Raw genomic sequence first — 24,163 nt, 5'->3', positions numbered from 1 at the left:
GCGCGAGCATTCGCCATTCGGGATGGGGGACGGTCGTTACGCATGGCCAGGGAATTCCAACGCGGCCACAAGGCCAAGATCAGTGATCTGACCGCGGGGACCGATCTGTACGTGGGTGTGCAGATCGCGGCGCCCGGACTGACTTTCGACATCAGCTGCTTCGGACTCGACGCGGAGGAGCGGCTCTCCGACGACCGCTACTTCGTCTTCTTCAACCAGCCGAAGTCGCCCGAGGAGTCCATTCAGCTGCTCGGAGCGCAGTCCGGTGACACCGAGTCCTTCCGCGTCACCCTCGACCGCATCCCCGCGAACATCCACAAGCTGTCGTTCACCGCGACGATCGACGGCGCCGGCCAGATGTCCCAGGTCGGCCCCGGTCACCTGCGGATCGTGGCGGGCGGCGAGGAGGTCGCGCGGTACGCGTTCACGGGCGCGGAGTTCACCACCGAACGCGCGGTGATGCTCGGCGACTTCTACCTCAAGGACGTGTGGCGGTTCGCCGCCGTCGGCCAGGGCTTCGACGGTGGCCTGGAGGCGCTCCTGCGGAACTTCGGCGGCGAGGTCGCCGAGGAGGAGCCCGCCGCCCCGCAGCAGCAGGCCCCGGCCCCCGGGTTCGCCCCGCCGCCGCAGGCGACGGCGCCCCCGGCCTTCGGCGCGCCCGCCGCTCCCGCCCCCGCGCCCGCGTTCGGCGCGCCGCCGGCCCCGCAGGCGCCGGTCCCGCCCGCGCCTCCGGTCCACACGGCGCCCACGATGGTCGCGCCCCTGGCCCCGACGGCCCCCGTGCCGCCGCCCGCGCCGGCCCCCGCCCCCTACGGGCAGCCGCCGCAGCAGCCGCAGTACGGCCAGGTCCCGGGTCAGCCGCCCGGCCAGTACCCCGGGCAGATCCCGGGCCAGGCCCCCGGCCAGTACCCCGGTCAGGGCCAGCCGCCGCAGGCCCCCTACGGCCAGCCCGCCCCCGCCCCGTACGGGCAGCAGCCGCCGGCGTACGGGCAGCAGCCCGGCGTCCCGCAGGGCGTCCCGGCGACCGGCGCGGGGCTCGCCGCCGCGCTCGCGCCGTACAAGGAGACCGCCACCGGCGCCCGCTGGACCCCGCAGAACCAGCAGCTCATGCGGGTCGACCTCGCCATGGGCGGCGTTCCCGTCCTCGCCCGGCAGGGCTCCATGGTCATGTACCAGGGCAAGGTCGACTTCGGCTACAAGGGCGCGGGCTTCGCCGGCCGGATCGTCGGAAACGCCACAGGCCAGGAGATGCAGCTCATGCGCTGCACCGGCCGCGGCCAGGTCTTCCTCGCCGAACAGGGCGCCCATCTGCACCCGATCGAGCTCCAGGGCGACGGCATCTGCGTCTCCGCCGAGAACGTCCTCGCGTTCGACGAGTCCCTGCAGTACGAGGTCCGCCGCATCGAGGGCCACGGCATTCCCGGCGGCGCCCTGTTCACCATGCAGTTCCAGGGCACCGGCACCGTCGTCGTGAAGACCCACGGCGTCCCCGTCGTCCTGCCCGTCACGCCCACGACCTTCGCCGACTGCAACGCCGTCGTCGCCTGGTCGGCCGCGTCCCAGGTCATCCTCTCCAGCCAGGTCAGGCTGCGCCGCAACGCCTACCCGGGCCACAGCGGGGAGACCGTGAACCTCCAGTTCCGGGGAGCCCCCGGCAACTTCATCGTCGTCCAGCCCTACGAGGTCTGAGGGAGCCCGTCATGAACCAGCAACTCGCGGGCTACGCCCCGACCCCCGTCGCGGCCCGGATGGAGAACCACGGCCGCACCATGCTCAAGGTCGCCATGGCCTCCGGCCAGGACCTGTACGCGCGGACCGGCTCGATGGTCGCCTACGAGGGCTTCATCAGCTACGAGCCCAACCCGCCCGCCGTCCGCCAGGTCGCCCAGCAGTGGGCCACCGGCGAGGGCGCGCCCATCATGAAGTGCTCCGGCGACGGGCTCCTCTACCTCGCCGACTACGGCGCCGACGTCGTCGTCATCAACCTCCAGAACGACTCGATCTCGGTCAACGGCACCAACGTGCTCGCCTTCGACGCCCACCTCCAGTGGGGCGTCGAGCGGGTCAAGGGACTCGCCAAGTTCGCCGGCCAGGGCCTGTTCAACGTGGAGATCGCCGGCACCGGCTGGGTCGCGCTCACCTCGCGCGGCACGCCGATCGTCGTCGACTGCGGCCGCGGCGAGGACGAGACGTACGTCGACCCCGACGCGCTCGTCGCCTGGTCGCCCGCGCTCAAGGTCAAGGGCAAGCGCAGCTTCAAGGCCTCCTCCCTCATCGGGCGGGGCAGCGGCGAGGCCTACCAGATGGCCTTCTCGGGCCAGGGCATCGTCGTCGTACAGCCGAGCGAGGACAGCACCGACCGCCTGCGGGTCCGGGGCTGAGGGGGAGCGAGAACACACCATGCAGAGCCCGCTTTTCAACCACGCCGAACAGCAGAGCCAGGAGCGGTACGTCATCCAGAACCCGCAGCTCCTGCGGGTCAGCCTCACCGGGCAGGACGACATCCTCGCCCGCAAGGGCGCCATGGTCGCGTACCAGGGACTCGTCGACTTCGACGGCGAGTACAAGACCCCGAACCAGCGCCGGGCCCAGGCCCGCACCGGTGAGGGCCTCGACCTCATGCGCTGCTCCGGCCAGGGCACGGTCTACTTCGCCAACCTCGCCCAGCACGTCCACATCGTGGAGGTCGAGCAGGACGGCCTGACCGTCGACAGCGCCTACGTCCTGGCGCTCGACTCGACCCTCCACACCGAGGTCATCGCCGTCGACAGCCAGTACGGCGTCTCCGGCACCGGCAAGTACCAGCTCAACATCTCCGGCCGCGGCAAGGTCGCCCTGATGACCTCCGGCCAGCCGCTGATGATGCAGGTCACGCCCGAGAAGTACGTGAGCGTCGACGCGGACGCCATCGTCGCCTGGTCCACCGGGCTGCGCGTCCAGATGCAGGCGCAGACGACCAACTCCAGCGTCCGCCGCCGCCGCGGCAACACGGGCGAGGGCTGGGAGCTCAGCTTCCTCGGCCAGGGCTTCGCGCTCGTCCAGCCGAGCGAGGTCATGCCCCCGCAGAACGCCGCCATCGGACAGGGCATCGCCGCCCAGTTCGGCGCCGGCCAGCACGGCTCCCACGCCCAGAACCAGAACAACGCCTGGAACTGAGCACACGTGAGGGGCCGGTCGCCGACGCGACCGGCCCCTCACCGCTGTCCGTCACGCCAGCCGCGCCAGCGTGCCCTTCAGCAGCTCCACCACCGACGTGTCGGCCACACCCGCCACGTCCTCGTACGCGAACCAGCGCAGGTCCAGCGACTCCTCGCTGATCTCCGCCACCGCGTCCGCCGGGGCGAGCGCCGCGTACTGCACGTCCAGATGCCAGTGACACGGCGCCGGGATCGGGTGCCGGTCGAGCCGCACCGGGCCGCCCGCCAGCAGGGTCAGACCCGCGATGCCGGACTCCTCGGTCGCCTCGCGCAGCGCCGCCGCCTCCACCGTCGCGTCACCCGCCTCGCAGTGACCGCCCATCTGCAGCCACATGCCCAGCTTCTTGTGCAGGGTCAGCAGCACGCGCCCGCGTGACGGGTCGATCACCAGCGCGCTGGACGTCAGATGCCCGGCCTCGCACGGCTTGTACATGCCGTCGGGGTGCTCGGCGAGATGGTCCAGATAGACATCGCGCAGCTCCGGCTGGTCCTCGTACCCCTTCAGGACGAGGACCGCGTCGTCGTACAGGCTCACTTCTCGTCGTCCCCGTCCTCGGGGTTCTCACCCTTGGCCGCCTCGCCGAGCATCTTGTCCAGCTCGGAGAAGTCCAGGTGCTCGCGGTGCACGAAGCCGTCCGGGTCGTCCAGGTCGGTCGCCGTCGGCAGCATGTCCGGGTGCTCCCACAGACCGTCCCGGCCGTCGACCCCGCGCGCGTCGGTGAGCGAGGCCCACAGGCGCGCCGCGTCCCGCAGCCGCCGCGGACGCAGCTCAAGACCGATCAGCGTCGCGAAGGTCTGCTCGGCCGGACCGCCCGAGGCCCGGCGCCGGCGCAGCGTCTCGCGCAGCGCGTCCGCCGAGGTCAGCCGCGACTTGGCGGCCTCGTGGACCACCGCGTCCACCCAGCCCTCGACCAGCGCGAGCGCCGTCTCCAGACGGGCCAGGGCCGCCTTCTGCTCCGGGGTGTCCTGCGGCTGGAACATGCCCTGCTGGAGGGCCTCCTGCAGCTGCTCCGGATGCGTCGGGTCGAGCTGGCCGACCGCCTCCTCCAGCTTCGAGGTGTCGACCTTGATCCCGCGCGCGTACCCCTCGACCGCACCGAAGAGGTGCGCCCGCAGCCACGGCACGTGCGCGAAGAGACGCTGGTGCGCGGCCTCGCGCAGGGCCAGGTAGAGCCGCACCTCGTCCGAGGGCACGCCCAGGTCCTTGCCGAAGGCCTCGATGTTCAGCGGCAGCAGCGCGGCACGCCCGGCCGGGCCCAGCGGCAGACCGACGTCCGTCGAGCCGACGACCTCACCGGCGAGCGCGCCCACGGCCTGCCCGATCTGCTGGCCGAACATGGCGCCGCCCATGGAGCGCATCATGCCGATCAGCGGGCCCGCCATGGCCTGCATCTCCTCCGGCAGGACGTCGCCCATCGCCGAGCCGACCCGCTCGGCCACCGGGTCCACGAGCTGCTGCCACGCCGGCAGCGTCGCCTCGACCCACTCCGCGCGGCTCCACGCCACGGCGACGTTCGCACCGGAAGGCAGCGAGGTGACCTGGTCCAGCCACAGGTCGGCCAGGCGCACGGCCTCCTCGACCGCGGACTTCTCGGCCGGGCCCACGCTCGCGTCCTTGACGCCGTCGGGGGTGCCCTGGGCCACCACCTGGCGGGCGATCTGCTTGGCCATGTCCCAGTTCACGGGACCGCCCTCGTAGCTCAGCATCTGCCCGAGCTGCTGGAAGGCCGCGCCCAGATCGTTGGGGTTCAGGGAGCCGAACATCGCGGCGAACGGGTTGTCCGCGCCACCGGGGCCGCCCATGCCGGGCAGCCCGCCGAAGCCGAACGGGTTCGCACCGAACGGGTTGCCACCGGACCCCTGGCCACCTCCGGCGGGGTCCTTCTTCTTGCCCTCGTCGCCGTTCTCCGGCTCCTCCGGCGGAAGGCCGAATCCGAATGGGGTGTCACTCACAGGTTTCCTCGGCTCGTAGGGCCGCCGGCCTCCTGCCGACGGCGACTGCCCGACCAGGGCCTGTCCAGACAGGCCCCGCACACCACCAGCGTAGACATCCGGGCCGGAAATGGGCTCGGTGCTCCGCCGGGCCGTGCCCTGCGGCAGGATGGACGCCACCTGGTCCGTACGCGTCATGCGCGTCCGTACTGAAGACAACCGCTGGAGACGCCCGGTGAGTTCCCCAGATCCACAGGTTCGCGGAGCGCGAAACCCCTCAACCCGGTCCGCCGTGCGCGGCCCCGTCGTCGCGGTCACCGGTGCCGCCTCCGGCATCGGTGACCTGCTGACCAGGCGCCTCGCCGCCTCCGAGGAGATCAAGCGGGTCATCGCCATCGACGAGCGCCGGGGCGACGTCGCCGAGGCGCAGTGGCACATCCTCGACGTCCGCGACCCGGCCATCGCCGAGAAGCTGCGCGGCGCGGACGTCGTCGTGCACCTCGCCGTCGACCTCGACCTGGAGACCGACCCCGCCGCCCGGACGGCCTACAACGTGCGCGGCACCCAGACCGTCCTGACCGCCGCGGCCGCGGCCGGGGTCCACCGGGTGGTGCTCTGCACCTCCGCGATGGTCTACGGCGCCCTGCCCGACAACGACATCCCGCTCTCCGAGGACGCCGAGCTCAGGGCGACGGCGGAGGCCACCGGCGTCGGCGACATGCTGGAGATCGAGCGCCTCGGCCGCCGCGCCCCCCGCGCGCACCCCGGCCTCCACGTCACCGTCGTCCGCCCCGCCGTCCTCGTGGGCGGTACGGACACGGCGCTGACCCGCTACTTCGAGTCGCCCCGGCTGCTCGTCGTCGCCGGATCCCGGCCCACCTGGCAGTTCTGCCACATCGAGGACCTGGTGAGCGCCCTGGAGTACGCGGCCCTGGAGAAGGTCGACGGGGAGTTCGCGGTCGGCTGCGAGGGCTGGCTCGAACAGGAGGAGGTCGAGGAGCTCTCCGGGATCCGTCGCATGGAGCTGCCCTCCGCGGTCGCCCTCGGCACGGCGGCCCGCCTCCACCGCATCGGGCTCACCCCGTCCCCGGCGGGCGACCTCGCCTACACCATGCATCCCTGGGTGGTGAGCGTCGGACGGCTGCACGACGCCGGCTGGCGCCCCAAGTGGACGAACGAGGAGGTCCTCGCCGCGCTCCTGGAGGAGGTCGAGGGCCGCCACACGGTCGCCGGCCGCCGCCTGGGCCGCAAGGACGCCACGGCGGCCGGTGCGGCCGGTGCGACGGTGGCGCTGCTCGGCACGGCCGCCCTGGTGCGGCAGATGCGGAAGCGGCGCGGCCTGTAGGACGGACCGGCGCGAGGCGGCTTGTAGGACCCTCCTACGGAGGGTCTTGTCCACAGGTCGAAAGGTCCCTTACGGGATGTCGGAGCCGTGCGGCACCATGGGCGCATGGCGCAGACGCACGACCACCCCGGCGAGCAGGTCGCGGACGACCCGATCAAGCTGCTCGCGATCCGTGACACCCCGCTCTCGGTCGACGAGGTCTTCCGGGCCGTCGGAGACGACGCGGCCGGCGGCACCACGCTCTTCGTCGGCACCGTCCGCAACCACGACGGCGGCGCGGACGTCGACGCGCTGGGCTACTCCTGCCATCCGACCGCGGAGGCGGAGCTGCGCCGCGTCGCCGAGAAGGTCGTGGCGAACTATCCGGTGCGCGCCCTGGCCGCCGTGCACCGCGTCGGCGACCTGCGCGTCGGCGACCTCGCGGTGGTCGTGGCCGTCTCCTGCCCGCACCGCGGCGAGGCCTTCGAGGCCTGCCGGAAGCTCATCGACGACCTCAAGCACGAGGTCCCGATCTGGAAGCACCAGACCTTCTCGGACGGCACGGAGGAGTGGGTGGGTTCCTGTTGAGCCTCCGCCCGTAGCTGGGGGTCCCCCCCCGGACGAAGTCTGGGGGAGGGTGGGGCCTGCCAGGACGGCAAGGCGGCGCGCCGACAGGGTGTAGCCGAACGCCCGATTTGCGTAACCGCCCCCCAGGCGCCAGCGTTGACCTCACAGATGAGACAGTCTGCTGATCAACTCACTGGGGATGGGAGGTCGGGATGGCAGCGCTGGCCTGGTTGCTGATTCCGCTTTTCGCAGTCGTCGGCGCGGCGATATGGGGAAGCTGGGCATCGAGGAACAAGACGATAGGTGACGTGGCGGAACTCGCCGGGTACGCCCGGTTCCGGGACGCCATGGAGCGGTCCCACGTCACCACCGCCGATTCCGTTCGTCCCGAGCGCGAACCGGCCGCGACGGCCCCCGCCGTCACCACCTCCACGTCCGGCTGACGCGGGCCGCCTCGTACGGACCGCCCCAGGGGTGCACCCACAGACGAGTCCCGTACTGTCGTTCCATGCCACGCCGCACCGCGACGATGCTCGCCTCCACCCTGGTCCTGATCTGTCTGCTCATCGCGGGCGTCCTGATCCCGGTGCCGTACGCGGAGATGAGCCCGGGTCCCACGGTCAACACCCTCGGCGAGGCCAGGGGAGAACCGGTCCTCCAGATCTCGGGACGCAAGACCTACCCGACCGACGGTCACCTCAACATGACGACGGTCCGCGTGACCAGCGCGGACTACAAGATGAACGCCGTCGAGGCCGTCTACGGATGGCTCGCCCACGACAACGTGGTGGTGCCGCACGACACCCTCTACCCGGACGGCAAGACCGAGGAGGAGTCGAGCCAGGAGAACGCCGAGGAGTTCAGCCAGTCCCAGGAGAGCGCCAAGGTGGCGGCCCTCGGGGAGCTGGGCCTCCCGGTGGTCGCCCGGGTCGTCGTCGCCACCGTCGTCAAGGGCGCCCCGGCCGAGGGCAAGCTGCACGCCGGGGACGTCATCAAGGCCGTCGACGGCGTGCCGGTCAAGGAGCAGGGTGACGTCGCCAAGCAGGTGACGAAGCGGAAGCCCGGCCAGGACGTCGAGTTCACGATCGTCCCGGCCAAGGAGGCGGCCGCCGCCGAGAAGGCCCACAAGGAGCCCACCGTCACCCGGAAGGTGGTCATCAGGACCACCACGTCCGAGGAGGGCGACCGGGCCGTCGTCGGCATCCAGGCGGGCACCGACCACGTCTTCCCGTTCACGATCGACATCAACCTGGCCGACGTCGGCGGACCCAGCGCCGGTCTGATGTTCGCCCTCGGCATCGTCGACAAGCTCACCCCGGAGAGCCTCACCGACGGCCGGTTCATCGCCGGCACCGGCACCATCGACGACAAGGGCCAGGTCGGCCCGATCGGCGGTATCGAGATGAAGCTCGTCGGCGCGCGCAACGCGGGCGCCGAGTACTTCCTCACCCCGGCCGACAACTGCGAGTCGGCCGCCGCCGACACACCCGACGGGCTCACCCTGATCAAGGTGAACACCATCGACGACGCCACGAAGTCGCTGGAGAAGCTCCGCAAGGGCGACACGAAGTCGCTGCCGAGCTGCTCGAAGAGCTGAGTACGCGCGCGTACGCACGGAAAAGGGGCTCCCGGCCGGGAGCCCCTTCTTCATTCCTACGCGCGTGTACTCAGCTCTCGAAGGTCGCCGCCAGCGCCTCGGCGAGGCCCGGCACCAGGTCGGGGCCGGTCAGCACCTCGGTCGCGGAGTCCTTCTCGCGCAGCCGGATCGCCGCCTCGCGGGCGCCGTCCCGCAGCACCGCCACGGTCATCCGGACCTCCTGGCGGTCCGGGTGCCCGGCGACCCACTTGGCGAGCTGCTTCTCGTTGAGGCCCTGCGGGACCTGGGCCTCGGCCGACGGGGGCAGCATGAGCCGCTCCACGGTCAGGGCGCAGCCGGCCACGGAGTCGGGCCAGGCGATCGTGCCGAGGAACTCGTCGAGGGCCTTGCCGCGCGGCAGCTTGTCCTGCTCGATCGGGGTGTAGGCGGTGGTGTCGTCGCCCAGGCCGAGCTGGGAGGCGAGCTTGGGTTCCTGGGCGCGCAGCCGTGCGGTGTCGACCAGGGCGAACAGGCGGGCGGGCTGGTCCCAGCCGAGGCCCGACGCGTACTCGTCGATCTCGAGCACAGCGCGGGTGAGGGGGCTCGCGGCCATCGCCGGGCCGGAGGGGGAAACGTTGGACATGACCAATATCCTGCCTCCTCTTCCCCGGAAGACGGGAACTAGGTAAAGCCTCAGTAAGTTGCATCAGTGGGCTCTACGATCGCGGGGCCTGCTTTCAGACGCATCAACATCGAGGGGCGCACGTTGGCTTTCCAGATGCCGGACCGTGGCCAAGGCCCGTCCGGGCCGAGGGTGAGAGTCGGCCGGCCGTCCCGGCGGGCCCGCACCCTGCTCATGACACTCGGGGTGCTGGCCGTCCTCGCCATGGCGTTCGTGATGTTCGCCGGGTTCTGGACGGACTGGCTCTGGTACCGCTCGGTCGAGTACTCGTCCGTGTTCACCACCACCCTGTGGACCAAGATCGGCCTCTTCGCCGTCTTCGGTCTGCTGATGGGGCTCGCCGTCGGTTTCAACATCTGGCTGGCGTACCGGCTGCGGCCGCCGCTCAGCGCGATGTCGCTGGAGCAGCAGAGCCTCGACCGGTACCGGATGGGTCTGGCCCCGTTCAAGAAGTGGGTGCTGCTCGCGGTCACGGCCCTGGTGGCCCTGATCGCCGGCGCCTCCGCGTCCGGCCAGTGGCGCACCTGGCTCATGTGGGTCAACGGGGTGAAGTTCGGACAGAAGGACCCGCAGTTCGACCTCGACGTGTCGTTCTACGCCTTCGACCTGCCCTGGTACCGCTTCCTCCTCGCGTTCGGCTTCGCCGCCGCCGTCCTGTCGCTGATCGCCGCCGCGCTCACGCACTACCTGTACGGCGGGCTCAGGATCACCAGCCCGGGCGCGCGTGCCACCGCCGCGGCCACCGGCCACCTCTCGGTGCTGCTCGGCCTCTTCGTCGCCCTCAAGGCCGTCGCGTACTGGCTCGACCGGTACGGCCTGGCGGTGAAGTCCAGTGACTTCAAGGCCACCGGCAACTGGACGGGCCTGCGGTACGTGGACGCCAACGCGTACCTGCCGGCGAAGACCATCCTGTTCTGCATCGCCGTCATCTGCGCGCTGCTGTTCTTCGCGACGCTCTGGCGCCGCACCTGGCAGCTGCCGGTGATCGGCTTCGGTCTGATGGTCCTCTCGGCGATCCTGATCGGCGGTCTCTACCCGGCGATCGTGCAGAAGTTCCAGGTCCAGCCGAACGAGCAGGCCAAGGAAGCGCCGTACATCCAGAAGAACATCGACGCGACCCGCAAGGCGTACGCGATCGACGGGACGAAGGCCGAGAACTACTCGGGCAAGTCGACGGTCAAGGCCAAGGACAAGCTGCGGGCGGACGCCGACACGGCGGCCAGCTACCGCCTCCTCGACCCGAACATCGTGTCGCCGACGTTCCAGCAGCTGGAGCAGAAGCGGAAGTACTACCAGTTCCCGACCACCCTGGACGTGGACCGCTACACCGGCAAGGACACCGTCGTCGGTCTGCGCGAGCTGAACATCCGGGGCATCCCGAAGCGGAACTGGATCAACGACCACTTCACCTACACCCACGGCTACGGCGCGATCCTGGCCTCGGGCACGCAGACGGACGCCAACGGCTCCCCGGTCTTCACCGAGTCCGGACTCCCGACGACCGGCTCCCTCGGCACGTACCAGCAGCGGATCTACTACGGCGAGAAGACCGACCAGTACTCGATCGTGGGCGGCCCGCAGAAGGAGCTGGACTACGAGGAGAACGGCGAGAAGACCACCAGCTACAAGGAGAAGAGCGGCGTCAGCCTCTCCAACACCTTCAACCGCGCCGCGTACGCGGTGGCCTTCAGCGAGCCGCAGATCCTCTACTCGGGGGCCATCGGCGACGGCTCGCGGATCCTCTACAACCGCACGCCCAAGGAGCGCGTCGAGGCCGTCGCGCCCTGGCTGACCATCGACGGCGACGCCTACCCGGCGGTCGTCGACGGGCGCATCCAGTGGATCGTCGACGCCTACACGACGACCAACGGCTACCCGTACGCCTCGCGCACCACGCTCGGCGACACGACGGCCGACTCGCTGACCGTCGGCAACCAGCAGCGCACGGTCGTCGCCCAGCAGAACCAGGTCAACTACATCCGCAACTCGGTCAAGGCCACCGTCGACGCCTACGACGGCACGGTGAAGCTCTACGAGTGGGACACCCAGGACCCGGTCCTCAAGACCTGGATGAAGGCCTTCCCGGACACGGTCAGGCCGAAGTCCGAGATCAAGGGCGACCTGCTCGCGCACCTGCGCTACCCGCAGGACATGTTCAAGGTCCAGCGCGAGCTGCTGACCCGCTATCACGTCACCGACCCCGCGCAGTTCTACAGCGGCTCGGACGCCTGGCAGGTGCCGGACGACCCGACCAACAAGGACGGCAACGCGGTCCCGCCGTACTACCTGAGCATGAAGATGCCCGGGGACACGGCACAGCGCTTCTCGCTGACGACGACGTTCACGCCGAACGGGCGGCCCAACCTGGGCGCCTTCATGGCGGTCGACGCCGACGCCACCAGCAAGGAGTACGGCCGGCTGAGACTGCTGCGGGTCACCGAGGACGTCCCGGGCCCGGCCCAGGTGCAGAGCAAGCTCAACGGTCTGCCGTCCGTGGCCACCTTCGTCCGGGACATGAAGGGCGCCGACTCGGACATCCAGTACGGCAACCTGCTGACCGTGCCGCTCGACGGCGGGTTCCTGTACGTGGAGCCGGTGTACGCCCAGGGACGCAACGCGCTCTACCCGCTCCTCAAGAAGGTCGCGGTGTCGTACGTGGACGCGGACCAGCCGAACGGTGACACGACCAAGGACACCACGGTGTTCGAGGACAACCTCACCAAGGCGCTCAACGCGGTCTTCGGGGTGGAGGCGCCCACCGAGCCGACGACCCCGCCGAGCACCACGCAGCCGCCCGGCACGACCCAGCCGCCCGCCTCGAACGACGCCGCGCTCCAGCAGGCGATCGCCGACGCCCAGAAGGCGTACGACGCGGGCCAGGCGGCTCTGCAGAAGGGCGACTGGACCGCGTACGGCAAGGCGCAGGAGGACCTCCAGCAGGCGCTCCAGCGGGCCGCGGACGCCGGGGCGAAGCTCAAGAGCCCCGGGTCGGGCGGCTGACCTGAGGTTTTCCGTCCCCGCGTCGTGATACTGTGGTTTCACCGACGCGGGGTGGAGCAGCTCGGTAGCTCGCTGGGCTCATAACCCAGAGGTCGCAGGTTCAAATCCTGTCCCCGCTACTAGAGGACAAGGGCCCGGATCCATAAGGATCCGGGCCTTTGTCGTGTGTCGGCGTGCCCGGGGGTGCCGAAGAGCGGTAGGGAAGGGGCGAGTTGGCGTGAGTCGTGTTTGACTTGTCTCTCTGTGGGCATGTCGACAAAACGCTGAGTGACCTCACTGGCTGCGGTATACCAGGTGTGCTCGGGTTGCGGGTGGTGCGACGATGGTATTTATGGGGGACAGGGCAACTCTGTTGGAGACAGGGCGGTTTGTGCAGCGGCACGCCAGAAACGCCGCAGACGAGATCATCGAGGCAGTTGGGGCCGTCGATGCGGCCGTCGACACCACCGCCGAGACCGACGCCGAGAACGAGACCGAGACCGAGACCGAAGCCCGGCACCGGCGGGCCGCCGAGCACGGCGACGTCGCCTCGATGAGCGCCCTCGGCGCCCTGCTGCTGCGCCGCGGCGACCTCGACGGCGCCGAGCCGTACCTGCGCGCGGCCACCGCCGAGGGGGACCGGGCCGCCGCCAACAACCTGGGCGTCCTGCTCCACCAGCGCGGGTACGCCGACGAGGCCGCCGGCTGGTGGCGGGTCGCCGCCGTCGCCGGCTCCGCCCCCGCCGCCCACGCCCTCGGCCGCCACCACCGCGAGCGCGGCGACGAGCCGGCCGCCGAGTACTGGCTGCGCCAGGCCGCCGAGCAGGGCCACGCCCTCGGCGCGTACGCCCTCGCCGACCTCCTGGAGCACCGCAGCGACGTCGGCGCCGAGCGCTGGCTGCGCGCCGCCGCGGAGCAGGGCCACCGCGAGGCCGCCTTCCGCCTCGCCCTCGCCCTGGAGCGCCGCGCCACCGAGACCACGCGCGGACCGCACGAGACCGGAACCCGGCTCCGGGTCCCCGGCACCCGGGCGATCGTGCCGTCCGGGGCGCCCGCGACCGGCACCGCCGTGCCCGGGCAGCCCGCCGGCGAGGGCGCCGGAGCGACCGCCGAGGCCGAGCAGTGGTTCCGGCAGGCCGCCGCGCGCGGCCACCGGCGGGCCGCGCTCCACCTGGGCGCCATCCTGGAGCACCGGGGCGAGCTCAAGGAGGCCGGCCGCTGGTACCTCAGCTCCGCCAAGGAGGGCGAGGCGAAGGCCGCCTGCGCGCTCGGCTTCCTGCTCCGCGACGCGGGCGACGAGGAGAGCGCCGCCGCCTGGTGGCTGCGGGCCGCCCAGGACGGCGACGGCAACGCCGCGAACGCCCTCGGAGCCCTGCACGCCGCCCGCGGCGAGCAGCAGACCGCCGAGCGCTGGTACCGGGCCGCCATGGACGCCGGTGACGTCAACGGCGCCTACAACCTCGGGCTGCTCTGCGCCGCCCAGGACCGCATCCCGCAGGCCGAGCAGTGGTACCGGCGCGCCGCCTACGCGGGCCACCGCGAGGCCGCCAACGCGCTCGCCGTGCTGCTCCTCCAGGCCGGCGACGCCAACGGCGCGGAGCCCTGGTTCTCCAAGGCCGCCGAGGCCGGCAGCGTGGACGCCGCCTTCAACCTGGGCATCCTGCACGCCGGCCGCGACGACGACCGCACGGCCCTCGTCTGGTACGAGCGGGCCGCGGCCGCCGGACACACCGAGGCCGCCCTCCAAGTGGGCATCGCCGCCCTGCGCGACGGCGACGAGCGGACCGCCGAGCGGCACCTGCGGTGCGCGGCCGGCGGCGGCAGCGCCGAGGCCGCCTTCCGGCTCGCCTCGGTACTTGACGCGCGTCGCCCCGAGCCCGGCCCCGCCGTGCTCGGCGCGCCCCGCGAGGAGAAGTCCGAGTGCGAGGAGTGGTACGAGCGGGCCGCCCAGCAGGGCCACCGCCGTGCCCAGGTGCGGGTCGGGATGCTCGCCGCCGGGCGCGGCGACCTGGCCGAGGCCGACCGCTGGTACCGCGAGGCCGCCGAGGCGGGCAGCCGCAACGGCGCCTTCAACCTCGGGCTGCTCCTCGCCCGCGAGGGCAGCGAGCGGGAGGCCGCCCTCTGGTGGACCCGCGCGGCCCGGGCGGGCCACGGTCGCGCCGCGCTCCGGCTCGCGCTGCTCGCGGCGCGCCGGGGCGAGCTCACCGAGGGGCGCCGTTGGTGCGACCGGGCGGTGGAGCTGGGCCCGGCGGAGGTCGCCGAGCGGGCGGCCCGGCTGAGCGAGGCGCTGCACCAGGAGCTCACGGCCTAAGGAATTTGCCCTGCTCCGGACCGTCCCGTAAGGTTGTGTTCACCGACGCGGGGTGGAGCAGCTCGGTAGCTCGCTGGGCTCATAACCCAGAGGTCGCAGGTTCAAATCCTGTCCCCGCTACTCAGTAGCAACGAAGACCCGGATCCTTCTGGATCCGGGTCTTCGTCGTTCGTGTGTCCACGGCATGAAAAAGGCCCCCGCCGGAGCGGGGGCATTTCCGTGGGTCGTCAGGCCGTCGTGGCGCAGCTCGGGCAGATGCCCCGGTACGTGACCTCGACGTTCGAGATCGTGAAGCCGAAGCGCTCGGCGTCCGGGAGGTCCGCCAGCGGGTCGCCGGCCGGGTGCACGTCGCGGATCGCGCCGCAGCGGCCGCAGACCAGGTGCTGGTGGGGCCGGTGGGCGTTGGGGTCGTACCGCTTGGCACGTCCGTCGGTCGCGACCTCGATGACCTCGCCGAGCGTGACCATCTCGCCCAGCGTGTTGTACACGGTCGCGCGGGAGATCTCCGGCAGCCTCGTCACAGCGCGCGCGTGGACCTCGTCGGCGGTCAGGTGCACATGGTCCCCGTCGAGGACCTCGGCCACGACACGCCGCTGCGCGGTCATCCGCCAGCCGCGTCCGCGCAGTCGTTCCAACAGGTCACTCATGGGGGCCAGCCTAACAGCCGGGGGACGGAGGTCCCGAACGGGTGTGACTTTGGATGTCAGCTTGACTTAGACATTGTCCATTGTAGGATCGAAACCGGTACTGGCCAAGACCCCCTGCGGGGACTCGGCCGAGGGACAGGACACGCAGGACTTCACACAGGAGGCGCACGTGACGCAGGGACCGCTCACCACGGAGGCCGGGGCTCCGGTCGCCGACAACCAGAACAGCGAGACCGCGGGCGTCGGTGGTCCGGTCCTCGTCCAGGACCAGCTCCTCCTGGAGAAGCTCGCCCACTTCAACCGTGAGCGCATCCCGGAGCGCGTGGTCCACGCGCGCGGTGCGGGCGCCTACGGCACCTTCACGGTGACCCGTGACGTCACGCAGTGGACGCGCGCCAAGTTCCTCTCCGAGGTCGGCAAGGAGACCGAGACCTTCCTGCGCTTCTCCACCGTCGCGGGCAACCTCGGTGCGGCGGACGCGGTGCGCGACCCCCGCGGCTGGGCGCTGAAGTTCTACACCGAAGAGGGCAACTACGACCTCGTCGGCAACAACACCCCGGTGTTCTTCATCAAGGACGCCATCAAGTTCCCCGACTTCATCCACACCCAGAAGCGCGACCCGTACTCGGGCTCGCAGGAGGCGGACAACGTCTGGGACTTCTGGGGCCTCTCCCCGGAGTCGACGCACCAGGTCACCTGGCTCTTCGGCGACCGCGGCATCCCCGCCTCGTACCGCCACATGAACGGCTACGGCTCGCACACGTTCCAGTGGAACAACGAGGCCGGCGAGGTCTTCTGGGTCAAGTACCACTTCAAGACGGACCAGGGCATCAAGAACCTCACCCAGGACGAGGCCAACCGCCTCGCCGGCGAGGACCCGGACTCGCACCAGCGCGACCTGCGCGAGGCCATCGAGCGCGGAGACTTCCCGAGCTGGACCGTGCAGGTCCAGATCATGCCCGCGGCCGACGCGGCGAACTACCGCTTCAACCCCTTCGACCTCACCAAGGTGTGGCCGCACGAGGACTACCCGCCGATCGAGATCGGCAAGCTGGAGCTCAACCGCAACCCGGAGAACATCTTCGCCGAGGTCGAGCAGTCGATCTTCAGCCCCGCGCACTTCGTGCCGGGCATCGGCCCGTCCCCGGACAAGATGCTCCAGGGCCGCCTCTTCGCGTACGGCGACGCCCACCGCTACCGCGTCGGCATCAACGCCGACCACCTGCCGGTGAACCGCCCGCACGCCACCGAGGCGCGCACCCACTCGCGTGACGGCTTCCTCTACGACGGCCGCCACAAGGGCGCCAAGAACTACGAGCCGAACAGCTTCGGCGGCCCGTACCAGACGGACAAGCCGCTCTGGGCCGGCTCCGCGGTCACCGGCGTGACCGGCGACCACGCCGCCCCCTCGCACGCCGAGGACGACGACTTCGTGCAGGCGGGCAACCTCTACCGCCTGATGTCCGAGGACGAGAAGGGCCGCCTCGTCGAGAACCTGGCCGGCTTCATCGCCAAGGTCTCGCGCGACGACATCGCCGAGCGGGCGATCGCCAACTTCCGCCAGGCGGACGGTGACTTCGGCAAGCGGCTGGAGGCCGCGGTCCAGGCCCTGCGCGGCTGAGGGCGCTTGCCGTAGGTGGAGAGCGGGCCGGACTTCCTTACGGAGTCCGGCCCGCTCTCGCATGCTCAGCCGGCGACGCTGTGCACCGGGATCCAGCAGCGGATGATGTCGCGTACGGAGACGATGCCGACGGGGCCCCGGTCGTCCAGGACGACGAGGTGGCGGAAGCCGCCGCGCGTCATGGCCTCGGCCGCCTCCGCCAGGGTCCAGGTGGGCGCGGCGAAGACGACGTCGCGGGTGGTGTGGGAGCCGGCGGTCTCCCGGTCGGGGTTCTGGTCCCGGGCGAGGGAGTTGAGGATGTCGCGTTCGGTGAGGATGCCGAGGCCGCCGGCGTCGGTGTCGAGGACGACGGCCGCGCCGACGCGGCGCGCCGCCATCAGCCGGGCTGCCTGTCGGAGCGTGTGGGCGGGGCCGATGGTGAGGACCACCGTGCTCATGGCGTCACGAACGAGCATGGACGGAGCCACCTCCTTGGTGAACCGTTCCCGCCTTCAACGAGAACCAGTTCACAAGTTCACAAGCGGGGGGACTCTCAGAGTGGCACCGGGGGAGTGGGTCGACAAGGGGGCGCGCGAGGCGCCCCCGAGGAGCGCCGGGGGCGCTCAGGTCTCCTGGCCGGCGGGTGCTCAGCCCTGCGCGCTCTCCTGGTTCAGATAGCTGAGCAGCTCGCCGTGGAGCAGACCGTTCGACGCCGCCGCGTTCCCGCTGTGCGGGCCGTGCCGGCCGTCCAGGCCCGTGTACGTGCCACCGGCCTCCTGGACCACGATCGCGACCGCGGCCATGTCCCACAGGGACAGCTCCGGCTCCGCGCAGATGTCCACGGAACCCTCCGCGACCATCATGTACGGCCAGAAGTCGCCGTACGCCCGGGTCCGCCAGCACGCGCGCGTGAGGTCGAGGAAGCCGTCGAGGCGACCCCGCTCCTCCCAGCCGCTCAGCGAGGAGTACGCGAAGGAGGCGTCCGAAAGGGACGCGACCTTCGAGACGCCGAGCCGGGTCGCCGAGGCCAGGCTGCGGCCCGTGTACGCGCCGAGGCCCTTCGCCGCCCACCAGCGCCGGCCGAGCGCCGGGGCGGACACCACGCCCACCACCGGCTGGAACCCGGTCTCCCCGGCCTCCATCAGCGCGATCAGCGTCGCCCAGACCGGCACCCCGCGCACATAGTTCTTCGTGCCGTCGATCGGGTCGATCACCCAGCGGCGCGGGCCCGTGCCCTCCACGCCGTACTCCTCGCCGAGGATCGCGTCGCGCGGCCTGGCGCGCTGGAGCTGTCCGCGGATCAGCTCCTCCGCCGCCTTGTCGGCCTCGCTCACCGGAGTCATGTCCGGCTTCGTCTCGACCTTGAGGTCGAGCGCCTGGAATCGGTCCATGGTGGCCGCGTCGGCGGCATCCGCGAGGACGTGGGCGAGACGCAGATCATCGTGGTAGTCGGCCATGCCCGGCACTCTATCCCCGAGCCGGAGACACGCGCGGAAGCGTCCACCGCGGGCGGCGCGGACGGTCCGCGCGCGCCCCTTGACAGGGTGTGGGCGTCTGCCGACGCTGGGCGGAGAACCGTTCCCTCCCGGAGGTGAGGATGGCGAACGCCCGCGAGGCCCTGCTCGACGCCGCGCTGGCCGCGCTCGCGCACCGCCCCTGGTCCGCCGTGCGGATGGCCGACCTCGCCACCTCCGCCCGGGTCTCCCGGCAGACCCTCTACAACGAGTTCGGCTCCAAGGAGGGGCTCGCCCGCGCCCTCGTACGGAGGGAGGCCGACGCCTACCTCCAGGGCGTCCGGCACCTGCTCGCCGCCCCCGCCCCGCCCGAGCGGAAGCTCGTCGCCCTCGCCGAGTGGATCGTCGCCCGCGCCGCCGTCCGCCCCATACTGCGCGCTCTGCTCACCGGCGCCTGGGACGAGCGGCTGCCCCGGCCCCGGCCCGTCCGCCCCGGCGCCCGGCTCGCGCCCGTCCCCGCCCAGCGGCGCGCCGACGCCGGGCCGCCCGCACCCGGCGAGCTCGTGGCGGAGGCCGCGGCCGCGGCGGGGGAGTGGGCGGCCGGCTGCGAACTCGCCGTGCGGATCGCCCTGAGTCATGTCGTCGCACCGGTGCTGCCGGTGCCCCCTCAGTGCGCCGAGCCGGAGAGCTGGAGCCCGATGACCCCCACGATCACCAGACTGATGGAGACGATCTTGAGCGTGGAGACCACGTCACCGAGGAAGACCATGCCGTAGATCGCCGTCCCGGCCGCGCCGATCCCCGTCCACACCGCGTACGCCGGACCCACGTCGAGCTTCCGCAGGGCGAGGGTGAGGAGACCGAAGCTGCCCAGGGCGAAGGCCGCGAAGGCGATGGTCGGCCAGAGCCGGGTGAAACCGTGCGAGAGCTTCAGGCAGACCGCGAAGCCCGTCTCCAGGATCCCCGCGATCACCACCAGCAGCCACGCCATCGTCAGTGCCTCCCACGCCGTCGGTGACTGCTTCGTCTCACTTGGTGCGATTATGCACTTACCGGCAGCGAGCAGGTGTAAACGCCGGGGGCTCAGTCGCCCTCGCGTCGCTCCCGGGTCGCGAGCAGCCGCCGCAGCGAGAACAGCCGCGCCGGATCGGCGTGCCCCTCCGCCACGAACGCGTCGAGCGCGCAGTCCGGCTCGTCGTGGCTGCAGGCACGCGGGCAGCTCTCCGTACCCGGTTCCAGGTCGGGGAAGGCGTGGATGACCCGGGACGGGTCGACGTGGTGCAGACCGAAGGAGCGCACGCCCGGGGTGTCGATGACCCAGCCGTCGGCCGCGTCGAGGGGCAGCGCGAGCGCCGAGGTGGTGGTGTGCCGGCCGCGGCCCGTCACCGCGTTCACGTGGCCCGTGATCCGTCGCTTCTCCTGCGGCACCAGGGCGTTGACCAGCGTCGTCTTCCCGACACCGGAGTGGCCGACGAAGGCCGTGACCCGCCCGTCCAGATACTGCCGCACCCGGTCGGCCGCCCCGCCGTCGTACAGCTCCTCGCGGTTCACCACCACGTGCGGGATGTCCAGGTCCCCGTACAGCTCCAGAAGCTTCTCCGGCGGCGCCAGGTCCGACTTCGTCATCACCAGGAAGGGTTCGAGCCCGCCGTCGTACGCCGCCACCAGACAGCGGTCGATCAGCCGCGGGCGCGGCTCCGGGTCGGCGAGCGCGGTGACGATCGCCAGCTGGTCGGCGTTGGCGACGACCACCCGCTCGTACGGGTCGTCGTCGTCGGCCGTGCGCCGGAGCACCGAGCTGCGCTCGCCGATCCGCACGATCCGGGCCAGCGTGTCCTTCTCACCGGAGAGGTCGCCGACGAGGGAGACCCGGTCGCCGACGACGGCGGCCTTGCGGCCCAGCTCGCGGGCCTTCATCGCCATCACGGCCCGGTCGTCGACCAGCACGGTCAGCCGGCCGCGGTCGACGGTGAGGACCATGCCCTCGACGGCGTCCTCGTGCTTCGGGCGGATCGTGGTGCGGGGACGGGTGCCCTTGCGGTTGGGCCGCTGGCGGATGTCGTCCTCGTCGGTGTGCTTGCCGTAGCGCCGCATGGTTCAGACCCCGAGCATTTCGGTCCACATCGTCGGGAAGTCCGGCAAGGTCTTCGCCGTCGTCGCCACGTCCTCGATCTCCACGCCCTCGACGGCGAGGCCGATGATCGCGCCCGCCGTCGCCATGCGGTGGTCGTGGTACGTGTGGAAGACGCCGCCGTGCAGCGGGCGCGGGCGGATGTGGAGACCGTCCTCGGTCTCGGTCACGTCGCCGCCGAGCTCGTTGATCTCCTTGGTGAGCGCCGCGAGCCGGTCCGTCTCGTGCAGCCGCAGATGGGCCACCCCGCGCAGGGTCGACGGGGAGTCGGCCAGGGCCGCGACCGCCGCGATGCCGGGGGTCAGCTCGCCGACCTCGCCCAGGTCCACGTCGATGCCGTGGATCCGGCCCGTACCGGTGAAGGTCAGGCCCGCGTCGGTGAGCTCGCAGGAGCCACCCATCTCGGTGAAGATCCGGCGCAGCTCGTCGCCCGGCTGGGTGGTCCGCTCCGGCCAGTCCGGGATCGTCACCCGGCCGCCGGTCACCAGGGCCGCCGCCAGGAACGGCTGCGCGTTCGACAGATCCGGCTCGACGACCAGGTCGCGGCCGCGCAGCGCGGAGGGCGCCACCCGCCACACGTTCGGCTCGCCGCCGTGCTCCGGCTCGTCCACCCGGGCGCCGACCGCGCGCAGCATGTCGACCGTCATCCGGATGTGGGGGAGCGAGGGGAGTCGGCTGCCCACGTGCCGTACCTCGACGCCCTGGTTGAAGCGGGGCGCGGAGAGCAGCAGGGCGCTGACGAACTGGGAGGACGAGGAGGCGTCGATCTCGACGGTGCCGCCGTCCAGGCCCCCGGCGCCGTGCACGGTCATCGGGAGCGCGCCCCGGCTCTCGTCGTCGATCCGGGCGCCGAGCGCGCGCAGCGCGTCGATCACGCCGTGCAGCGGGCGCTCGTGGGAGCGGGGGTCGCCGTCGAACCGCACCGGGCCGTCGGCGAGGGTCGCGACCGGGGGCAGGAAGCGCATGACCGTGCCCGCGTTGCCGACGTCGACGGTCGCGGGGCCGCGCAGCGGGGAGGGGATGATCCGCCACGCCTCGCCGGAGCCGTCGGGGCCGACCCCTTCCTCGATCTTCACGCCGAGGGTACGGAGCGCCTCGGCCATCAGGAGGGTGTCGCGCGAGCGCAGCGGGCGGCGCAGCCAGCCCGGCTCGGCGGCGAGCGCCGCGAGGACGAGCGCGCGGTTGGTGACCGACTTCGATCCGGGCACGGTGACGGTCGCGTCGACGGCGCCGCTCGCATACGGGGCGGGCCAGAGGTCGGTGGGCGGGTCGGTGTGCGCGGAAGCTGCTGCGGTCATGGACTCACTGTACGGGGGAGTCAGAAGCCCAGGAGCCAGCGACCGCCGCCGATCAGGGCGGATATCGCCACCGTGTGGAAGAAGAGGAGCCACACCCCGGCGGGCACCTGGGTGAGCCGCGAGAGCTGGTCCGCGTCCGAGTCGGGGGCGCCGCCGTGGCGCCGTTTCGCCTGGAGCTCGAAGGCCGGCCGGACACCGCCGAGCAGCAGGAACCAGACCACCGCGTACGCGAACACGGACTGGACCTCGGGGCCGGTCAGCCACGAGACGAGGACGAAGGCAGCACCCGTCAGGACGACGGTGAGGATCCCGTACGCGTTGCGGACCATCACGAGCAGCGCGAGCAGCAGCCCGGTCGCCGCCCAGAGCAGCAGGGTGACGTGGCCGGTGCCGAGCAGGGCGGCGCCGCCGAGCCCCAGCAGCGGGGCCGCGGGGTAGCCGGCGGCGAGGGTGAGGACCACGCCCAGGCCGGTCGCCCGGCCCCGGGACACCGTCAGCCCGCTGGTGTCCGAGTGCAGCCGGATCGCCTCCAGGCGGCGGCCCATGGCGAGGGCGACGATTCCGTGGCCGCCCTCGTGGGCGATGGTGATCGCGTTCCGGGCCGGCAGCCACAGCCGCCGGAACGCGACCAGGCTCAGCGCGCAGGCGGCCGTGAACCAGACGATCCACTCGGCCGGGGCGGGCTGGGTACCGAGGATCTCGGTCATTTCGCGGACGGCTCCTCGGTCGTGTGCGGGAACGTGGCAGTGTGGCACGTATGTGCGGACGGTATGCATCGAGTCGGCGGCCCGAGGACCTCGTCGCCGCCTTCGGGATCGAGATGTGGGAGCCCGAGGAGACCCTGGCCCCCGACTGGAACGTGGCCCCCACCAAGGAGGTCTGGGCCGTTCTGGAACGTCCTCTGAAAGACGCCGGATCCCGACGGCCGGTTCGCCAGCTCCGCGCACTGAAATGGGGGCTCGTCCCGTCCTGGGCGAAGTCCCCGGAGGGCGCCGCCCGGATGATCAACGCGCGCGCGGAGACCGTCGACGAGAAGCCCTCCTTCAAGCGCGCCTTCCAGTCGCGCCGGTGCATCCTGCCCGCCGACGGCTACTACGAGTGGGTGACCGGGACCGCCGAGCGCGACCTGGAGGTCGAGGGGAAGAAGAAGCGGGCCCGCAAGCAGCCGTACTTCGTGACCCCGGCGGACGGCTCGGTCTTCGCGATGGCCGGGCTCTACGAGTTCTGGCGGGACGGCACCCTTCCGCCCGAGCACCCCGCAGCGTGGTGGGTGACCTGCTCCGTGGTCACCACCGAGGCCGAGACCGGCCCGCTCGGCGTCGCCCCCGCCGAGGGCCCGCGCTCCCTCGCCGACATCCACCCCCGGATGCCGCTGATGCTGACCGAGGAACGCTGGGACGCCTGGCTCGACCCGGCGCGCACCGACCCCGAGCAGCTGCGCGGGCTGCTCGCCCCGCCGCCGGGCGGCCTGATGCGGGCCTACCCGGTCGCCACCGCCGTCAGCAACGTCCGCAACAACGGCCCCGAACTCCTGGCCGAGCTCGCCGGACCGGAAGTCGGCACGCTCTTCTGACCCCTGGGACCCGCGGCGCGGCAGGATGGGGACGTGACACAGTACGAGACCGTTTCCACCGACGCCGGCGAGGCGCGCATCACCTGGCACGCGGGCACGAAGCCGTGGGCCGTCCTCGCCCTCGGGCACGGCGCCGGAGGCGGCGTCGAGGCCCGCGACCTCCAGGCCCTCGCCGGGGCGCTGCCCGCCCGTGGTGTGACCGTCGCCCTCGTGGAGCAGCCCTGGCGGGTCGCCGGCAAGAAGGTCGCCCCCGCCCCGAAGACCCTCGACACCGGCTGGCGCGGCCTCTGGCCGGCGCTCGCGAAGCCCGGCCTCCCGGTGATCGCGGGCGGCCGCAGCGCCGGCGCCCGCGTCGCCTGCCGGACCGGGCGGGAGCTCGGCGCGCTCGCCGTCCTCGCCCTGAGCTTCCCGCTCCACCCGCCGGGCAGGCCCGAGCGGTCCCGCGCCGAGGAGCTCCTCTCCACCGGCCTGCCCACCCTCGTCGTCCAGGGCGGCAACGACCCCTTCGGGCGGCCCGGGGAGTACCCGGAAGGACCGTACGAACTCGTGGAGATCCCGTACGGGGACCACGGCTTCGCCCTCCCCAAGCGCGCGCCGCTCGGACAGGAGGAGGCCCTCGGGCTCCTGGTCGACGGGGTCGCCGAGTGGATCTCCGCACTCCGCTGATCTCCCCGCCGCCGCCGGGAATGCCGAGCCTGGGGCCACTGTTGTGGAGAGGGTCGGTGTGAGAGCAAGGAAGAGGGAGTCCGTCGTATGGGTATGACCATCTGCCCGGAGCGTGCGCAGGCCGCTGACCTCGACTGGACAGTGCTGCCCGCGCCCAAGGCCGCCCCTATTCGGGCGGCGGGCGGAGCGGTTCCTCGTCTATCCTCCGAAACGAGCGGGTCCGCCC

The 24,163-nt window shown here is 71.9% G+C and carries 23 protein-coding genes and 2 tRNA genes; 15 read left to right on the top strand and 10 right to left on the bottom strand.

Annotation, left to right across the window (positions count from 1 at the left end; all coding sequences use genetic code 11):
* Positions 1-42: 42 nt before the first annotated feature.
* From ACF07V_RS00255 to ACF07V_RS00245, 3 genes are read left to right on the top strand one after another with little or no spacing between them, the layout of a single operon-like run.
* Complete coding sequence (locus tag ACF07V_RS00255; RefSeq protein ID WP_392150653.1) at positions 43-1,689, top strand: TerD family protein; 1,647 nt, start codon at positions 43-45, stop codon at positions 1,687-1,689.
* Positions 1,690-1,700: 11 nt separating this feature from the next.
* Positions 1,701-2,381: an AIM24 family protein gene (locus tag ACF07V_RS00250; RefSeq protein ID WP_041131144.1), complete on the top strand. Its 681-nt coding sequence runs from the start codon at positions 1,701-1,703 to the stop codon at positions 2,379-2,381.
* 19 nt (positions 2,382-2,400) lie between these two features.
* Positions 2,401-3,156 carry an AIM24 family protein gene (locus ACF07V_RS00245; protein ID WP_392150652.1) on the top strand — a complete coding sequence of 252 codons (756 nt, stop codon included), beginning with the start codon at positions 2,401-2,403 and terminating at the stop codon, positions 3,154-3,156.
* 51 nt (positions 3,157-3,207) lie between these two features.
* Here the strand turns inward: ACF07V_RS00245 and ACF07V_RS00240 are convergent, their stop codons facing one another.
* Positions 3,208-3,732, bottom strand: a complete 525-nt coding sequence (locus tag ACF07V_RS00240) for an NUDIX hydrolase (protein WP_392150650.1) — start codon at positions 3,730-3,732, stop codon at positions 3,208-3,210.
* The gene (locus ACF07V_RS00235) at positions 3,729-5,150 is read right to left on the bottom strand and encodes a zinc-dependent metalloprotease (RefSeq protein WP_392150649.1); all 1,422 of its coding nucleotides are present in this window, start codon (positions 5,148-5,150) and stop codon (positions 3,729-3,731) included. The genes ACF07V_RS00240 and ACF07V_RS00235 overlap by 4 nt, the downstream gene beginning before the upstream one ends.
* Positions 5,151-5,364: 214 nt before the next feature.
* Here ACF07V_RS00235 and ACF07V_RS00230 point away from each other — a divergent pair, with 214 nt between their 5' ends.
* The 4 genes from ACF07V_RS00230 to ACF07V_RS00215 all read left to right on the top strand — a co-directional run bounded on the left by ACF07V_RS00230 (position 5,365) and on the right by ACF07V_RS00215 (position 8,617).
* A complete protein-coding gene (locus ACF07V_RS00230) occupies positions 5,365-6,474 on the top strand; it encodes an SDR family oxidoreductase (RefSeq protein WP_392150648.1) in 1,110 nt (369 codons plus the stop codon).
* Between the two features lie 105 nt (positions 6,475-6,579).
* Entirely contained in the window at positions 6,580-7,041 is a 462-nt protein-coding gene (locus tag ACF07V_RS00225; RefSeq protein WP_392150647.1) for a molybdenum cofactor biosynthesis protein MoaE, read from the top strand.
* A gap of 287 nt (positions 7,042-7,328) precedes the next feature.
* Positions 7,329-7,463, top strand: a complete 135-nt coding sequence (locus tag ACF07V_RS00220) for a hypothetical protein (RefSeq protein WP_392151378.1) — start codon at positions 7,329-7,331, stop codon at positions 7,461-7,463.
* 65 nt (positions 7,464-7,528) lie between these two features.
* On the top strand, positions 7,529-8,617 hold the full coding sequence (locus ACF07V_RS00215; protein ID WP_392150646.1) for a PDZ domain-containing protein: 1,089 nt from the start codon (positions 7,529-7,531) through the stop codon (positions 8,615-8,617).
* Positions 8,618-8,687: 70 nt separating this feature from the next.
* Here ACF07V_RS00215 and ACF07V_RS00210 read toward each other — a convergent pair whose 3' ends face one another.
* The gene (locus ACF07V_RS00210) at positions 8,688-9,239 is read right to left on the bottom strand and encodes a PPA1309 family protein (RefSeq protein ID WP_392150645.1); all 552 of its coding nucleotides are present in this window, start codon (positions 9,237-9,239) and stop codon (positions 8,688-8,690) included.
* 135 nt (positions 9,240-9,374) lie between these two features.
* Between ACF07V_RS00210 and ACF07V_RS00205 the strand changes: the two genes are divergently transcribed.
* The 4 genes from ACF07V_RS00205 to ACF07V_RS00190 all read left to right on the top strand — a co-directional run bounded on the left by ACF07V_RS00205 (position 9,375) and on the right by ACF07V_RS00190 (position 14,688).
* A complete protein-coding gene (locus ACF07V_RS00205; protein WP_392150644.1) occupies positions 9,375-12,278 on the top strand; it encodes a UPF0182 family protein in 2,904 nt (967 codons plus the stop codon).
* 45 nt (positions 12,279-12,323) lie between these two features.
* Positions 12,324-12,397: transfer RNA gene (locus tag ACF07V_RS00200), tRNA-Met, on the top strand.
* 203 nt (positions 12,398-12,600) lie between these two features.
* A complete protein-coding gene (locus ACF07V_RS00195) occupies positions 12,601-14,568 on the top strand; it encodes a tetratricopeptide repeat protein (protein WP_392150643.1) in 1,968 nt (655 codons plus the stop codon).
* Between the two features lie 46 nt (positions 14,569-14,614).
* Positions 14,615-14,688: transfer RNA gene (locus ACF07V_RS00190), tRNA-Met, on the top strand.
* A gap of 107 nt (positions 14,689-14,795) precedes the next feature.
* Here ACF07V_RS00190 and ACF07V_RS00185 read toward each other — a convergent pair.
* Positions 14,796-15,215 carry a Fur family transcriptional regulator gene (locus ACF07V_RS00185; protein WP_382867180.1) on the bottom strand — a complete coding sequence of 140 codons (420 nt, stop codon included), beginning with the start codon at positions 15,213-15,215 and terminating at the stop codon, positions 14,796-14,798.
* Between the two features lie 169 nt (positions 15,216-15,384).
* Between ACF07V_RS00185 and ACF07V_RS00180 the strand changes: the two genes are divergently transcribed.
* Positions 15,385-16,836, top strand: a complete 1,452-nt coding sequence (locus ACF07V_RS00180; RefSeq protein ID WP_392150642.1) for a catalase — start codon at positions 15,385-15,387, stop codon at positions 16,834-16,836.
* Positions 16,837-16,901: 65 nt separating this feature from the next.
* Here ACF07V_RS00180 and ACF07V_RS00175 read toward each other — a convergent pair whose 3' ends face one another.
* On the bottom strand, positions 16,902-17,291 hold the full coding sequence (locus ACF07V_RS00175) for a cyclic nucleotide-binding/CBS domain-containing protein (RefSeq protein WP_392150641.1): 390 nt from the start codon (positions 17,289-17,291) through the stop codon (positions 16,902-16,904).
* Positions 17,292-17,462: 171 nt separating this feature from the next.
* A complete protein-coding gene (hisN, locus tag ACF07V_RS00170) occupies positions 17,463-18,272 on the bottom strand; it encodes a histidinol-phosphatase (RefSeq protein ID WP_392150640.1) in 810 nt (269 codons plus the stop codon).
* 140 nt (positions 18,273-18,412) lie between these two features.
* On the opposite strand from hisN, the gene ACF07V_RS00165 reads away from it, so the two are divergent.
* Complete coding sequence (locus ACF07V_RS00165; RefSeq protein ID WP_392150639.1) at positions 18,413-19,045, top strand: TetR/AcrR family transcriptional regulator; 633 nt, start codon at positions 18,413-18,415, stop codon at positions 19,043-19,045.
* Here the strand turns inward: ACF07V_RS00165 and ACF07V_RS00160 are convergent.
* The 4 genes from ACF07V_RS00160 to ACF07V_RS00145 all read right to left on the bottom strand — a co-directional run bounded on the left by ACF07V_RS00160 (position 18,937) and on the right by ACF07V_RS00145 (position 22,405).
* Entirely contained in the window at positions 18,937-19,260 is a 324-nt protein-coding gene (locus ACF07V_RS00160) for a DMT family transporter (RefSeq protein WP_392150638.1), read from the bottom strand. The two genes, ACF07V_RS00165 and ACF07V_RS00160, sit on opposite strands and share 109 nt — an antisense overlap.
* 92 nt (positions 19,261-19,352) lie before the next feature.
* Positions 19,353-20,363, bottom strand: coding sequence for a ribosome small subunit-dependent GTPase A (rsgA, locus tag ACF07V_RS00155; protein ID WP_392150637.1), 1,011 nt, complete (start codon positions 20,361-20,363; stop codon positions 19,353-19,355).
* A gap of 3 nt (positions 20,364-20,366) precedes the next feature.
* The gene (aroA, locus tag ACF07V_RS00150; RefSeq protein WP_392150636.1) at positions 20,367-21,698 is read right to left on the bottom strand and encodes a 3-phosphoshikimate 1-carboxyvinyltransferase; all 1,332 of its coding nucleotides are present in this window, start codon (positions 21,696-21,698) and stop codon (positions 20,367-20,369) included.
* A gap of 20 nt (positions 21,699-21,718) precedes the next feature.
* The gene (locus ACF07V_RS00145) at positions 21,719-22,405 is read right to left on the bottom strand and encodes a M50 family metallopeptidase (protein ID WP_392150635.1); all 687 of its coding nucleotides are present in this window, start codon (positions 22,403-22,405) and stop codon (positions 21,719-21,721) included.
* 50 nt (positions 22,406-22,455) lie between these two features.
* Here ACF07V_RS00145 and ACF07V_RS00140 point away from each other — a divergent pair, with 50 nt between their 5' ends.
* Both ACF07V_RS00140 and ACF07V_RS00135 read left to right on the top strand, forming a co-directional pair.
* Entirely contained in the window at positions 22,456-23,271 is an 816-nt protein-coding gene (locus ACF07V_RS00140; RefSeq protein WP_392150634.1) for an SOS response-associated peptidase, read from the top strand.
* A 33-nt stretch (positions 23,272-23,304) separates the two neighbouring features.
* Positions 23,305-23,937 (top strand): alpha/beta family hydrolase, encoded by a 633-nt coding sequence (locus ACF07V_RS00135; protein ID WP_392150633.1) that lies wholly within the window; start codon positions 23,305-23,307, stop codon positions 23,935-23,937.
* Positions 23,938-24,163 lie beyond the last annotated feature (226 nt).

The sequence above is a fragment of the Streptomyces sp. NPDC015661 genome (genome assembly GCF_043077765.1).
Taxonomy (GTDB): domain Bacteria; phylum Actinomycetota; class Actinomycetes; order Streptomycetales; family Streptomycetaceae; genus Streptomyces.
The sequence above is the reverse complement of the archived record's forward strand: the minus strand, read 5'-3'. Positions and strand labels throughout refer to the sequence as shown.